Here is a 12,162-nt window from a genome sequence, read left to right on the forward strand (position 1 = left end):
GCAAATGTTTCATGGTTCAAACAATCAAGCAAGCCATGCGGGCCGGGCGGTTTCGTCGTGGCATGCGCCATGTATGGTAATGCAGCGTCGCAGAGCGACAGATGGAGGCAACCTATGGCTGAAGCGAGCAGGACAAACCCGCAGGGCGTCGAGCGGCTCGGCTATCTCGGCCTTGGATTGATGGGGACACCCATGACCCGGCGCCTGCTCGAGACCGGCCATCAGGTCACTGTCTGGAACCGTTCGGAAGGGAAGGTGGCCGCGCTCGTCGAGGCCGGCGCCAAATGCGCAGCCACCCCACGCGACTTGTTGGAGAGCTCGGACATCGTCTTCATGTGCGTGACCGATGCCGCCGCCGTTGAAGAGGTGATCTTCGGGCCTGAAGGCCTTTCAACCGCTGCCGGAGCAGGGAAACTCGTGGTCGACTTCTCATCGATCCATCCTGACGCGGCGCGTGACCTTGCAGCACGGCTGAAAGCTTCGAACGGCGCGAGTTGGGTCGATGCACCAGTGTCTGGCGGCACCAAGGGCGCCGAGGAAGGCACCCTTGCGATCATGGCCGGCGGAGAAGCAGGCGACATCGAGAGGGTTCGGCCCTATGTGCTCGCCATGGCACGCAGGTTCACCCACATGGGCCCGACCGGCGCCGGCCAGACTACAAAGCTCTGCAACCAGGTGATTGTCGGATGCGCGATGGCTGTGCTTGCCGAAGCAACGCGCCTTGCCGTGAACGCCGGAATCGACGCCAACCGGTTACCCGAAGCACTCGCCGGCGGCTTCGCGGACTCCATTCCGCTTCAGCTGTTCGTGCCGCGGATGGTCCAGGGCATTCACTCACCGCCGCTCGGTCACATCGCTACAATGCTCAAGGACCTCGATACGGTCGCCGATGTCGCGCAGACGACGTCAACGCCGGTGCCCATGGCCTCGCTTGCGGGACAACTTTTCAGGCTCGCCAAGGCCGCGCGAGGCGCCGATGCGGATGCACTCGAAATCTACAAGCTTTCGGCGCGGGAGCGCTGAACCGTCCAGCGCGAGCTGAAGCACGTTAGGGTAACTTCTTGCGCTCGTCGTCGGCGAGAAATCGACCAAACGCGCCCCGCGCGAACAGCAGCGGCTCCGTCGCATTGTAAGCATAGGCCTCGACTGCACCGAGAAAGATCACATGGTCGCCGCCGTAATAGCGATTGACCGAGCGGCATTGAAAATTGGCGACGCTGTCGGCGAGCACCGGTGCGTTGCCCAGGCCCGGCGTCCAGTCAACACCGGTAAACTTGTCATCCGACGACTTGGCGAATTTGCTCGCAAGCGCCTGTTGCGAAGCGCCAAGCACATTGACGGTGAAATGACTGGCGTTCTGGAAGATGGTCAAACTGGACGAATAGACGACCAGGCTCCAAAGAACCAGCGGAGGATTCAGGGAGACCGAGGCGAACGAATTGCATGTCAGGCCATAGGGCTTGCCATCAGGCGCCGCGGCCGTGATGATCGTCACGCCCGTAGCGTAGGTGCCAAGCGCGCTGCGAAAATCACGGGGATCGATCGGCGAGCTGTCGTTCGCGAATTCGTTGGCTGGATCGGGAACGGCCGGTTGCTTCGGCAGATCATTCATCGGCCGGCCTCAAAGCGTGAGATTCTCGGACGGCAGGCCCAGCGCCACGCGTCCATAATTGGTCCCGGCCGCATCGAAATTGAACGCGAGATGCGAGTTGATCGCGTGCGCATCGCGGAACTGCCGCTGCAACACGCCCGTCGTGAACAAACCCCGCGCTCCGCTCGCGGCAAACAGCATCGAAACCGCATCCGTGCAGGAGTTTACTGAATAAGCCCCGTCGCGCCGGTATCTGGTCTTGGTCGCCATATCGGGGACATGACCGCGCCGCGCATCCTCCATGGCATTCAGACAGGCCGAGCGCATGATCAAGCGTGCGGCGTCGATCTTCGCCGAGGCCTCTGCGATCTTGATCTGGGTGCTTTGAAAGTCGCTCAGCTTGGCGTGGTTGTAGGTGGAAATGCGATGACGGACGACCTCCGCATAATCGTCGAGACACGCCTGCGCGTTCCCCAGCGCGACGCCGGAGAGGACGTAAGGAAACAGCGCGAACACGGGGAGCGCATACAGCGAATTAGGATTGAGCTCGCTTCCCGGAGTCGGACCGCCGGCAAGATCGCCCACCGCGACCGTCATATAGTCGGGCACGAAAACGTCCCTGACCTCCACGTCGCAAGACCCTGTCCCGCGCAGTCCCGCGACATTCCAGGTGTCGAGGATCTTGTAGTCGGCTTTCGGCAGCAGGAATATCCGATACTCGATGCCGTCTGCCTCATCGTCGGAGTAAACCACGCTTGCGAGCATGTTCCATGCGCAGGAGGCAACGCCCGAAGAGAACGGCCAGCTGCCATGGAGCCGGTATCCCCCCTCGACTCTCGTAGCGCGTCCGGCGGGAAATATGAACGAGGATGCGATCAGCGCGTCCGGATCACGGCCCCAGACCAGATCCTGCGCCGTCGGCTCGAACATGCCGAGCATCCAGTGATGGCTCGCCAGATTGGCCAGATTCCACGCCACTGACGCGTCTGCTTGTCCGAGCTGGTCCGCGCAATCGATTAAGGCGACATAGTCGAGTTCTGCGCCGCCAATGCGCCTGGGCTGGAGCATCCGGAACAGGCCGGCCTCGTGCAGGTCCAGTTCGGTCTCCGGCGGCAGGTGCCGCAGCTCTTCCGTTCGTGCCGCGCGGTCTCGCAGCCGTGGTACGAGCGCCCGGGCCTTCGCGACCATTGCCGCATGGGCACGTTCATCGAATTGCGCCCCCGCGGGCTGGCCCACGCTCGGCTCTTGACCAGGCGCCATTGGTATCCCTCGCTTTCACGCAGTTATGAGGCGAGACTTTTGCCAAATCAAGCCGAGACGGCGCCCGCTGGGTATAGTCGCCCTGAACCCGGCCGCCCGGGAAGGATGCGATGTCACGAAGGCGATATCGCGACGCCGTGAACTGCGAACCGCGCCAGGCTTAGCCTGCAGGATCAGCCCCTCAGGCTCAAACCGACGCCGAGGGCTTACCTGAGCCAAAGACACCCTTTTGGGTGAATTGCGATATCCGGCGCTCGTCATAACCGAGCGTATCACGTAAAACCTGCTCCGTGTGCTCGCCCAGCAGCGGAGCAGCCACAGGATCAACCGAACCGGTCAGGCTCATGGTAATCGGTGGCTCGATGTTCGGGACCCACTCTGCCGTACGATGCGGAATCCGGCTCAAGCGATGGCGCTCTCGCGCCTCCGGTGCATTGAACCCCTCCTCGACCGTCCGGAGATAGCCGACCGGGATATTGGCGAGCTTCATCTTCGCCATCCAGCTCTCGAGGGTATCGCTTGCAAAGACCTCCGCGATGGCTGCTCGCAAAAGCTCCTTGTTCTCGGAGCGGGCTTTGCGCGTTGCAAACTGCGGATCGGTTATGAGATCAGGCCTGTTCAGCACCTCGACGACCAGCCTGCGATAGAGCCGGTCGTTGGCACACGCGATGTAGAGCGGCCCATCGGAGGCCTCGTAGACGCCGACGGTGGGAGACCCGCTCGGCGAATTACCGAACCGCCCAGGGTTCTCGCCGTTGATCAGATAAGCCATGCCGTAGAAGCTCGTCATGCCCATGGCGATGTCGAACAGGGCGACCTCGACATGCTGGCCGCGACCGAGCCGATCCCGCGCCAACAGCGCCAGCAGGATGGCGTTGCAGGCAGACATCCCCGTCGCTATGTCCACGATGGGCGGGCCGGTGCGAACCGCCGGTCCATCGGCAAATCCGTTAAGCGACATGAAGCCGCTTTCCGCCTGCGTGATCGGATCAAAACCGGGACGCGAGGCAAACGGTCCAGTGCGCCCGTAGGCGGAGATCGAGCAATAGACCAGCCGCGGATTGAGCGGCGCAACAGCTTCATAATCGAGGCCAAATTTCTTCATGACCCCGCTGGAAAAGTTCTCGACGACCACGTCGGCCTTGCGAATCAGATCCAGCGCAATCTCACGAGCCTCCGGTACGGTCAGGTCGAGCGCAATGCCGCGCTTGTTGCGATTCAAGCTGAGATAGGCAGCACTCTCTCCACCGATCTCGGCGTGTTCATACGCACGCGTGTCGTCGCCGCCATCCGGATTCTCGATCTTGATGACGTGCGCGCCGAAATCAGCAAGCGTCTGCGTACAGGCCGGACCGGCAACCACACGCGTGAAATCGACGACCAGCAGACCATCGAGTGCGGTAGGCGCGCCCGTCGCCCGCGACGAACGTTCCGGCAATTGAGGCTTGGTGGGCATCGATAGGGCTCCCCTACATCGGCTTGTGGCCGCCGAATTTCCTGCGAGAGCAAACTTAAAGCCCGCCGCCGCTGACTTCGCAAGTGCTTCACCCGCATCGCTCGAATACGCAAAAAAGGGCCCGGCAGCTGTCAAGCTGCCGGGCCCTTGGACGTTTCGTGCTGCGCTTCATCTCGCGCGAACCATTTTACGTTGCGCGAATCACGTGTCGCACCGCGGGAAACCTGGCTCCATTCGCGCAGCGAAGCCGCTTTCGCCAGTAAAGCGTATGCGACCAAGCCCAGGGCACATGGGGCTCAAAGAGCCGATAGCCCGCCCGGATGAAATTATTGGCAGACACCGGATTGTCCGTCGTATCCGAGACGATGCTGCCCCATTCCTTGCTCCCATGGCTTCAGTCGTACGAATATCGATGCGGATCGCACACAAGCCATATCCATGTTCTCGATCGACCTCGACGACCTCTCCGGCGCCCCGGCCCGCCGCCTGCTGGCACTGCACCTCGCCGGCGTGCATGCGTTCGCGACGGCAATGAGGTGGTCTGCATCGGCGCGCTGAAGGAGGTGGACGACGGTAGCGCGGAGGTGAAATCGATGCGCACTCATCGGCCGCCGCGGCGCTGTTGCTCGAGCCGATGCGTAGACGGTCCACCGCAGCTCGCATCCAAGTGAACATTAAAATCTCCTGCAACGCAAAATGAGTAAGCCACTCAAGCCGCTCAGACTAGCCGCGCGCACCCCCGAAAGATTCTTCCAAACAAAATAGCAAATGACAAAGACGGTGCGAAACCGGCGGCCTAGGCTTGAGATATCACCGCGCCTCACTCGGCATCGATCGGCAACGACGACGCCGGGGTTGCGCTCCCGCCCTGCTCGCACGATGGACATGCGCCATGCAGATGCGTCGACGTTTCAAGCAGACCACGACACTCACCGAACGGCTCGCCGAGGAGGCGGCGCGGCTTCGCGAGGAGGCGCGCACGCTCGCGCCGGGGCGCCGCCGCGAGATGCTGCTGCGCCGCGCGCGGCAAGACGAGACGGCCATTCACATCGACGCCTGGCTGCATTCCCCGGGCCTGAGGGCTCCAACATGACACAGCAATATCGCGCCTACCTGGTCGGCGAAAACGGTGTCTTCCGCTCCGCCGAAGCTTTCGAGGCCACGTCGGATGCGACCGCGCTCATCTTCGCGCAGCAATTCACGCGGCACGGCAAGGTCGAGGTCTGGCAGCTCGGCCGAAAGATCGCCGTGCTCGAGCCCGAACAGTCGGCGACATTGCTGACGCGTCAATGATCGCGTGATTCCGAAGCTGTCCTGAAGATCTCGATCGCGAACGAGAAGTTCACCTGCATCACGGGACCTGCGGCATCGCGAACGTCGATCGCCATCGTCTGCCTGCGGCCTGCGGGAGGCGCGGAGAGGATGGCGTCGCGCGCCATATCCGCGACCGACTTGGCGGCCTCCGCGTGAACGGAGCGAGGGCTTGCCAGCTCCAGCCCTTGCTCGTCGAGCGCTACACCGGTCTCGTCGCGCAGGTCGAAATAATATCGGGGCATTGCAGCATCCTTTGCCGTAACAGGTCCGAAGCGGACAAAGGGTTTCCGGCGGCACGAAAAAATCTGTGGGGAATCAACGGGTTCCAAGAACTCCAGCGTCCTGCCCGCCGATTCCGCGCCTGCGTCACGGATGCGCGCGCCACAACGGCCTATCACTCATCCCACGACGACGGTTTCAAGCAAAACAAGGAACCAGACAGGTGCTGCCGCCGACCCAGTAACCGCGCGGAAGCCGAGGGTGAAATTCGATGAAGACGCGAACGCGGCAGCATCAGTTGCCGCGTTCGTGCCCGGTCTCTTCACGGGCGAAAGCGACAGGGGCGAAATGACACTCGCCACCCTCACTCCTCCGCAAGCTTCCGCTCGATATAGGCATCCACCGTCTCGGCGAACGAGCGCTGCACGCCGACCGCGGCACCATGCTGGTCGAGCGCACCGCGCTGGAGCACGCGCAGGCCGCGCCCGCGCATGCACACCGGCGCCGTGTTCAGGTATGAATCGATCGCGCCTTGGGCGAGCGGGATGGCTTTCGGGTCGCCCCTTGCGATCAGAAGGCGCAAGAGGCTCTGGCATTCGGCCAAACCTGGCATGGGATCAGCGCCTCACGCCTGCTGCGATGTCGACTTCGGCCGCTTGACCGGCTGGGTGTGCGTGCCGAACAGCGCCAGCAGAAATGCGACTTCTTCCTTCGAACCGACCTGGATCATGATGATCTCCTTTTCGCTTGGTTGGTCGGGCGCAGCGGGCGGGGAGTTCGAGACTATCTGGTTTCAGCACTGTTTCAGGCGTGTTTCGTCGAGACGCGCTATGTCGCATTGGGCACGCAAACGGGCCGGAGGCACGGCTCCGGCAGCTACGCGACAGCGAAAACACGCCACCCGATTAGGAACAGCTTTAAGGGCCAAGTGTTATTCGGGTGTCGGTCCGGATGAACGACCGACAACCTCCACGGCCTCAGCTCGGTCCGCCGCGCTGAGGCCGTTTCTTTCCACTCGCAGGTCAAAGCAGGCCAGAGGTTTCAGCCGCTATGGAAGCAGCGTTGGCAGCCTGGAGGCGCCGACCGAGGCGGCCTTAGTTTTGATCTCGTCTGGGCTTCTCCCAGCACAGCTTGTTGCACTCGGAGCACCGAAAGATGGCAATCGCCCCGTCCGGTGAAGCAACCGCGTCGATGAATGTCATGGGTTTGTTGCACGCAGCACAAATAGGCCGCTGCCTGGTGTCTTGGTTCGCCATTCCGCGCAACGCGGGAACGGCGGACGAGGTTTCTATTGTTCTGGAGGCTCAGGGTGCCAGATCTTCGGAACCTGTTGCTGAAGCAGTGTCGTTGACATCTCGATCTGCTCCCGCGAACGGCGCAGCAATTGTCGTGTCGTTTGGCTTGCGTCAAGCTGGTGCGTTTTCTGCACGTCGAGATAGGCCTCGAATTCCTTGCTGATGAGCATGACAAGCTCCCGTCTTCCTGCTCTATTCGCAGCGTAGGTTATGAAACGATTTAGGACAGTCCAAAAGTGAACACGCGGAGGGAAGCTCGCCTGCAGCCATCCGGTGCGCTCTTGCCCTCTTGCGCAATCCAAACCGCGCCTTTCACCTCACATTCATGACCCCGCCCTTAAACCACGGCCGAGAAAACGGCAGTAGGTAGGATCATGTCCTTTGACCCGATGGCCGCTGCGGTTGACTGGCTCGATGCCTACCGCGACGGCGATATCGAAACCATTCTGGCAATGTATGCTGACGACGCGGTGGTCCATTGCGGCTGCGGCGGCATGAAAACGATCTCGGGCCGGCAAGGCTTGCAGGAGTATTGGGTCGATCGCCTGAAGAACTACCCCGCATCCCGCCTGGACAACCTCCAGCCGACCGCGGACGCAACGATCATCTCATACGTGTCGCGCGACGGCATCGTGAGCGCGATCCTCACTTTCAATGCCTCCGGGAAGATCGCGGCGCTGAGCTGCGGGCCTTCAAACTAGCTGTTTTTCAGGGTCTGCGCTTCTGCGGGACCGCTGGCAGACAGCCTCGCTCACACCCAGACTTCCTCGCGGCAACCGTCGCACTGGTAGATCAAGACCGGGCGATCGCGTTTCACGTCGAGGATCGAGGTCAGGTAGTGCGTGGACGTCTCGCATTTGGAGCACGACGGCCCCGGCTGATGATGATGGACTCTCAACGGCCCGGCTTGCTGGTCCTTGCTCATTTCCCCTCGCTGGCGAACTGAGTCCTAAGTCCCAAAGTGAACGTTTGTTCCCTGGCGCGGTAGCGCTTCTAATTCATGGGCGCGCCCAGACGTCCCATGATCGCGCGCTGATCCTCGGCGTAGTCCTGAACGACTTGGTGGGATTCCTGCCGTCGCCGTTCGTCCAGGGTCGGGACGGTGCAGATGCGCGCGGCGCGGCGCGCCAGTTCATCGTAATTTTCCGCCACCTTGCGCAGCACTTCCCGCGTCTCGGCGTACTCGCAATTGTCCGCCTTGGTGCGGAATTCTTCCGCCCGCATTCGCCAGTACCGCGGAGGGTGCATCCTTTCGGCGCCCATGGGCCACTCCTAGGTTGGGTCCAGCCAATTCCTGTTCGTTAATGGACCGCGCGTCCAGATGTTCCCATCCCGAATCAAACGTAGACAGCGCAGCAAACTGCAACCAATGGCGGCAACGTCTCGCGGGACTGATCGACTTTAGTTCAAATGCAGCAAGGCACATTCGGCAGGATGCAATTCGTTCGCGCCATGCTGGAACGTGTCCCTTGCGAAAGACGCAATCGGGAAAGCTTCGGAGAGATCGTCGATGTATTACGTCGCCGCTGCATTGCTGGTGCTGTCGGGACTGTTCTATTCCGCAAGCCATCACGAGATCGGCTCGTTCGGCGTCACCATGTGCACCTATGGGAGCGCGTTCTGCGACAATCCGCTGATCGTCTTTTCCGGCGCCGCGCTGGCCGGCGCCTGGGGCATGTTCGTCAGCATCAAATAGTCCCGAAGCGTACTCGCTCAGGGGACAAACACCTCGCTGCTCTCCATGCGCACGTTGCGGACGCGCGACGGCCGTCCGTGGTCGCCGGTTGCGGTAGGGATGTGCGCAAAAGCGGGCACCGAGTGTTCTTCGATGATGCACTTATATAGGTGTTTTGCCCGACGAGTCAAAAGTCGATTAGCTTTATCAGAAATCGGCGAGGGAGCCCGCTCATGCGCCGCTCGGAACCTTGTTCCCTCATTAGCATTTGCTAAGGACGCCCCCGACCGAGGTCCCTCCTGCCATGACCGACAGTGCCCTCACCCCCCCGAAATCGGCGCCGACGCTGTTGCAAAGGCTCGGGCCGGGTCTCGTCACCGGGGCGGCCGACGACGATCCGTCCGGCATCGCCACCTATTCGCAGGCCGGCGCGCAATTCGGCTATGGCTTGCTCTGGACGGTGTTTCTCACCACACCGTTCATGATCGCCATCCAACTCGTCAGCGCCCGGATCGGCCGCGTCACCGGCAAGGGGCTGGCCGCCAACGTGATGCAGATCGCGCCGCGCTGGGCGGTGCTGACGCTCGTCGCCATGCTCGTCGCCGCCAACACCTTCAACATCGCCGCCGACATCGCCGCGATGGCTGAGGCGCTCTCGCTGGTGATCGGCGGCCTCAACCACGAGCACGCGCTGATCTTCGCGGCGGGCTCGACCCTGCTGCAGGTGTTTCTGCCCTATCGGCGCTATTCGCCGGTGCTGAAATTCCTCACTTTGGCGCTGTTCGCCTATGTCGCGACGGCCTTCACCGTGAATATCCCGTGGAGCACGGCGCTGCTCGCGGCGGTGTGGCCGAAGGCCAATGTCAGCGCCGACTACCTCATGATGGTGGTCGCCGTGCTCGGCACCACCATCAGCCCCTATCTGTTCTTCTGGCAGGCTTCGCAGGAGGTCGAGGAGATGAATCAGGGCAAGCGCGACAAGCCGCTTCGCGGACTGAAGCGCGGCGGCAATCCCGAACTCGCGCGCATCAGGGTCGACACCCTCGCCGGCATGCTGCTCTCCAACGGCATCGCCTTCTTCATCATCCTAACCACCGCGTCGGTCCTGCACGCACATGGCGTCACCAACATCAACTCGGCGACCCAGGCCGCCGAAGCGCTGCGGCCGCTCGCCGGCGACTTCACCTTCGCCCTGTTCGCGACCGGCATCATTGGCACGGGCCTGCTCGCAATTCCGGTGCTGGCGGGTTCGGCCGCTTACGGCGTGGCGGAGATCTTCGGCTGGCGCGCGACGCTGGAGGCCAAGCCGGACGAGGCGGTCGGCTTCTACACCATCATCGCCGCGGCGACCATTATGGGCTTCGGGCTCGGCTTCACCGGGATCGGCTCAATTCAAATGCTGGTGTGGAGCGCCGTGCTCAACGGCATCGTCGCCGTTCCGATCATGGCGATGATGATGCTGATCGTCTCGAGCAAGGCGATCATGGGCCGCTTCAAGGCCCGGTCATGGCTCGTCGTACTGGGCTGGCTCGGCACCGCGTTGATGGCGCTGGCCGTGCTTGCTCTGCTCGGCTCCTCCGCGATCGGCTGACTAACCTTGCGACAATGGCCGTAAAACGTCTAGGGCCAGGCCCGCTGCGGGCTTCACGCCGATCCGTGGTTGGCCTAACAATTGCGACCAGGGCCGGGGCTTGCGACCGGGCCTCAAGAATAAGCAAAGCCCGGCCGGGCGACGGGGAGCGACATGACCAAATCATCAAAAGCAACAAGTCTCGAAATTCTCGCCTGCGATGCCGGTTGGAGAAACTACCACTTCGTCAAGCTGACGACCGAAGACGGTATCGTCGGCTGGAGCGAGTTCGACGAGGGCTTCGGCTCGCCCGGCGTCGGCGCTGCGATCCAGCGCCTCTCCGCCCGCGTCATCGGGCAAAACGTTTTCCGGCACGAGCGAATCTACGCCGAGCTGTTCGCGGCCACACGTCCCGCCGCCGGCGGCGTGGTGGCGCAGGCGCTCGGCGCGATCGAGAACGCACTGCTCGATGCCAAGGCGAAGTGTCTCGGCGTGCCCTGCTACGAACTGCTCGGCGGCAAGATCCGCGACCGCGTCAGGGTCTATTGGTCGCATTGCGCGACATGGCGGATCAATCATCCGTCCTGGTACAAGCCGCCGATCGAGAACCTCGACGGCGTCAAGGCAATGGGACGCGAGGTGCGCGAGAAGAAGTTCACCGCGCTCAAGACCAACATCTTTTCCTACGACGACGGCAAGCCGACCGGTTGGCGGCCGGGATTCGGCTCTCCCTTCGCCCCCGAGATCAACGTCGACCGCAAAATCCTGCGCGACCTGCGCATGCATCTGGAAGCGATCCGCGACGGTGCAGGCCCCGACGTCGACATCCTGCTCGACTGCAACTTCAACGCCAAGACCGAGGGCTATCTGAAGATCCTGCGTACCATCGCGGACCTCGATATGTTCTGGATCGAGATCGACAGCTTCAACCCGGAAGCGCTCGGTTACATCCGCAGGCAAAGCCCGCATCCCATCTCGTCCTGCGAGACGCTATTGGGCCTGCGGGAATTCCTGCCCTATTTCCACAAGCAGGCGATGGACGTCGCGATCATCGACACGCCCTGGAACGGCGTCTGGCAGTCGATGAAAATCGCAGCCGCCGCGGAAGCGTTCGAAGTCAACGTCGCACCGCATAATTTCTACGGCCATCTCTGCTCGATGATGAATGCGCATTTCTGCGCCGCGGTGCCGAACCTGCGCATCATGGAGATCGACATCGATCGCTTGGCATGGGACCGCGAGCTGTTCACGCATGAGCCGGAGATTGCGAACGGGCATCTGGTTATTCCAGACCGGCCCGGCTGGGGCACCGAGCCGAACGAGGAAGCCCTTCGCGCGCATCCGCCAAAGGCCAGCGGCGGGCTCCTCAACTACGGTCGCAAGGATTGAGGCCGACTACGGCGTCACGGGGTTGATGGTCGGGGACGTGTTCGGCCCCGGCCGCTCCGGCTCGATCGGCGACTTCTGTTCGGTCGGGAGCACTGCCGCACCAGCGGCGCGCGCAGCTTCTCCCGTGGTCGCATACATCGCGACGTGAGCCGGCTGCGTCTTGGCGCGATTCCACGGCCCATGATCGACGATGAGCATCGCAGCAATCGTCACGCCGGCCACAATCAACGCAATCACGCCGGGATGGCGAAGCGCTGACAACATGGAGTTTGCGAAGCGATCAGTTGCCATCGTATGACCCATATTTTTTCCTCTCGCAGGTTAATTCAATGACGTCCCGCGAGTTCCACCATTCGCATAAGCAAGTTCCGAGCCACCGCGTGGAACCTGATC

The 12,162-nt window shown here is 62.2% G+C and carries 16 protein-coding genes and 1 pseudogene; 7 read left to right on the forward strand and 10 right to left on the reverse strand.

Translation table 11 applies throughout. The annotated features are described in order from the left end of the window. The first annotated feature begins 114 nt into the window (after positions 1 to 114). Positions 115 to 1,023, forward strand: coding sequence for an NAD(P)-dependent oxidoreductase (locus ACVWYI_RS29305; protein ID WP_456663875.1), 909 nt, complete (start codon positions 115 to 117; stop codon positions 1,021 to 1,023). A 25-nt stretch (positions 1,024 to 1,048) separates the two neighbouring features. On the opposite strand, the gene ACVWYI_RS29310 is transcribed toward ACVWYI_RS29305, so the two are convergent. The 4 genes and pseudogenes from ACVWYI_RS29310 to ACVWYI_RS29325 all read right to left on the reverse strand — a co-directional run. Next, on the reverse strand, positions 1,049 to 1,612 hold the full coding sequence (locus ACVWYI_RS29310; RefSeq protein ID WP_456663876.1) for a flavin reductase family protein: 564 nt from the start codon (positions 1,610 to 1,612) through the stop codon (positions 1,049 to 1,051). A 9-nt stretch (positions 1,613 to 1,621) separates the two neighbouring features. Continuing rightward, positions 1,622 to 2,851 carry an acyl-CoA dehydrogenase family protein gene (locus ACVWYI_RS29315; protein WP_456663877.1) on the reverse strand — a complete coding sequence of 410 codons (1,230 nt, stop codon included), beginning with the start codon at positions 2,849 to 2,851 and terminating at the stop codon, positions 1,622 to 1,624. Between the two features lie 187 nt (positions 2,852 to 3,038). After that, a complete protein-coding gene (locus ACVWYI_RS29320; RefSeq protein ID WP_456663878.1) occupies positions 3,039 to 4,307 on the reverse strand; it encodes a CaiB/BaiF CoA transferase family protein in 1,269 nt (422 codons plus the stop codon). Between the two features lie 187 nt (positions 4,308 to 4,494). After that, a pseudogene (locus ACVWYI_RS29325) lies at positions 4,495 to 4,683 on the reverse strand (hypothetical protein); the annotation flags it as partial. Between the two features lie 516 nt (positions 4,684 to 5,199). Here ACVWYI_RS29325 and ACVWYI_RS29330 point away from each other — a divergent pair. Further along, positions 5,200 to 5,400, forward strand: coding sequence for a hypothetical protein (locus ACVWYI_RS29330; protein WP_456663879.1), 201 nt, complete (start codon positions 5,200 to 5,202; stop codon positions 5,398 to 5,400). Continuing rightward, entirely contained in the window at positions 5,397 to 5,600 is a 204-nt protein-coding gene (locus ACVWYI_RS29335) for a hypothetical protein (protein ID WP_247350673.1), read from the forward strand. Before ACVWYI_RS29330 ends, ACVWYI_RS29335 begins: the two co-directional genes overlap by 4 nt. Here the strand turns inward: ACVWYI_RS29335 and ACVWYI_RS29340 are convergent. From ACVWYI_RS29340 to ACVWYI_RS29350, 3 genes are all read right to left on the reverse strand, one after another. Continuing rightward, the gene (locus ACVWYI_RS29340) at positions 5,594 to 5,863 is read right to left on the reverse strand and encodes a DUF6894 family protein (RefSeq protein WP_456663880.1); all 270 of its coding nucleotides are present in this window, start codon (positions 5,861 to 5,863) and stop codon (positions 5,594 to 5,596) included. The genes ACVWYI_RS29335 and ACVWYI_RS29340 overlap by 7 nt on opposite strands. A 341-nt stretch (positions 5,864 to 6,204) precedes the next feature. Further along, positions 6,205 to 6,453, reverse strand: a complete 249-nt coding sequence (locus ACVWYI_RS29345; RefSeq protein ID WP_456663881.1) for a hypothetical protein — start codon at positions 6,451 to 6,453, stop codon at positions 6,205 to 6,207. A gap of 675 nt (positions 6,454 to 7,128) precedes the next feature. Next, positions 7,129 to 7,305: a hypothetical protein gene (locus tag ACVWYI_RS29350; RefSeq protein WP_456663882.1), complete on the reverse strand. Its 177-nt coding sequence runs from the start codon at positions 7,303 to 7,305 to the stop codon at positions 7,129 to 7,131. A gap of 204 nt (positions 7,306 to 7,509) precedes the next feature. Here ACVWYI_RS29350 and ACVWYI_RS29355 point away from each other — a divergent pair, with 204 nt between their 5' ends. Next, a complete protein-coding gene (locus tag ACVWYI_RS29355) occupies positions 7,510 to 7,836 on the forward strand; it encodes a nuclear transport factor 2 family protein (protein WP_456663883.1) in 327 nt (108 codons plus the stop codon). 50 nt (positions 7,837 to 7,886) lie between these two features. Here the strand turns inward: ACVWYI_RS29355 and ACVWYI_RS29360 are convergent, their stop codons facing one another. Then, a complete protein-coding gene (locus ACVWYI_RS29360; RefSeq protein ID WP_456663884.1) occupies positions 7,887 to 8,060 on the reverse strand; it encodes a hypothetical protein in 174 nt (57 codons plus the stop codon). Positions 8,061 to 8,128: 68 nt separating this feature from the next. Beyond that, the gene (locus ACVWYI_RS29365; protein WP_354045143.1) at positions 8,129 to 8,398 is read right to left on the reverse strand and encodes a hypothetical protein; all 270 of its coding nucleotides are present in this window, start codon (positions 8,396 to 8,398) and stop codon (positions 8,129 to 8,131) included. A gap of 247 nt (positions 8,399 to 8,645) precedes the next feature. Here ACVWYI_RS29365 and ACVWYI_RS29370 point away from each other — a divergent pair, with 247 nt between their 5' ends. The 3 genes from ACVWYI_RS29370 (at position 8,646) to ACVWYI_RS29380 (ending at position 11,769) form a co-directional block, all read left to right on the forward strand. Continuing rightward, positions 8,646 to 8,831, forward strand: coding sequence for a hypothetical protein (locus ACVWYI_RS29370; protein WP_211398252.1), 186 nt, complete (start codon positions 8,646 to 8,648; stop codon positions 8,829 to 8,831). 283 nt (positions 8,832 to 9,114) lie between these two features. Continuing rightward, positions 9,115 to 10,401 (forward strand): NRAMP family divalent metal transporter, encoded by a 1,287-nt coding sequence (locus tag ACVWYI_RS29375; RefSeq protein WP_456649140.1) that lies wholly within the window; start codon positions 9,115 to 9,117, stop codon positions 10,399 to 10,401. 153 nt (positions 10,402 to 10,554) lie between these two features. Beyond that, positions 10,555 to 11,769, forward strand: a complete 1,215-nt coding sequence (locus tag ACVWYI_RS29380; RefSeq protein WP_456663885.1) for a mandelate racemase/muconate lactonizing enzyme family protein — start codon at positions 10,555 to 10,557, stop codon at positions 11,767 to 11,769. Between the two features lie 6 nt (positions 11,770 to 11,775). On the opposite strand, the gene ACVWYI_RS29385 is transcribed toward ACVWYI_RS29380, so the two are convergent. Then, a complete protein-coding gene (locus tag ACVWYI_RS29385) occupies positions 11,776 to 12,072 on the reverse strand; it encodes a hypothetical protein (protein WP_247350657.1) in 297 nt (98 codons plus the stop codon). Between the last annotated feature and the right edge of the window lie 90 nt (positions 12,073 to 12,162).

This window comes from Bradyrhizobium sp. LB13.1, from assembly GCF_054056815.1.

Bases quoted from the DNA above. Each gene is read 5' to 3' on its own strand.
- ACVWYI_RS29310 (WP_456663876.1), bottom strand. From the start codon at position 1,612: ATGAATGATCTGCCGAAGCAACCGGCCGTTCCCGATCCAGCCAACGAA.
- ACVWYI_RS29360 (WP_456663884.1), bottom strand. From the start codon at position 8,060: ATGAGCAAGGACCAGCAAGCCGGGCCGTTGAGAGTCCATCATCATCAG.
- ACVWYI_RS29365 (WP_354045143.1), bottom strand. From the start codon at position 8,398: ATGGGCGCCGAAAGGATGCACCCTCCGCGGTACTGGCGAATGCGGGCG.
- ACVWYI_RS29350 (WP_456663882.1), bottom strand. From the start codon at position 7,305: ATGCTCATCAGCAAGGAATTCGAGGCCTATCTCGACGTGCAGAAAACG.
- ACVWYI_RS29355 (WP_456663883.1), top strand. From the start codon at position 7,510: ATGTCCTTTGACCCGATGGCCGCTGCGGTTGACTGGCTCGATGCCTAC.
- ACVWYI_RS29370 (WP_211398252.1), top strand. From the start codon at position 8,646: ATGTATTACGTCGCCGCTGCATTGCTGGTGCTGTCGGGACTGTTCTAT.
- ACVWYI_RS29385 (WP_247350657.1), bottom strand. From the start codon at position 12,072: ATGGGTCATACGATGGCAACTGATCGCTTCGCAAACTCCATGTTGTCA.
- ACVWYI_RS29345 (WP_456663881.1), bottom strand. From the start codon at position 6,453: ATGCCAGGTTTGGCCGAATGCCAGAGCCTCTTGCGCCTTCTGATCGCA.
- ACVWYI_RS29375 (WP_456649140.1), top strand. From the start codon at position 9,115: ATGACCGACAGTGCCCTCACCCCCCCGAAATCGGCGCCGACGCTGTTG.
- ACVWYI_RS29315 (WP_456663877.1), bottom strand. From the start codon at position 2,851: ATGGCGCCTGGTCAAGAGCCGAGCGTGGGCCAGCCCGCGGGGGCGCAA.
- ACVWYI_RS29320 (WP_456663878.1), bottom strand. From the start codon at position 4,307: ATGCCCACCAAGCCTCAATTGCCGGAACGTTCGTCGCGGGCGACGGGC.
- ACVWYI_RS29330 (WP_456663879.1), top strand. From the start codon at position 5,200: ATGCAGATGCGTCGACGTTTCAAGCAGACCACGACACTCACCGAACGG.
- ACVWYI_RS29335 (WP_247350673.1), top strand. From the start codon at position 5,397: ATGACACAGCAATATCGCGCCTACCTGGTCGGCGAAAACGGTGTCTTC.
- ACVWYI_RS29380 (WP_456663885.1), top strand. From the start codon at position 10,555: ATGACCAAATCATCAAAAGCAACAAGTCTCGAAATTCTCGCCTGCGAT.
- ACVWYI_RS29340 (WP_456663880.1), bottom strand. From the start codon at position 5,863: ATGCCCCGATATTATTTCGACCTGCGCGACGAGACCGGTGTAGCGCTC.
- ACVWYI_RS29305 (WP_456663875.1), top strand. From the start codon at position 115: ATGGCTGAAGCGAGCAGGACAAACCCGCAGGGCGTCGAGCGGCTCGGC.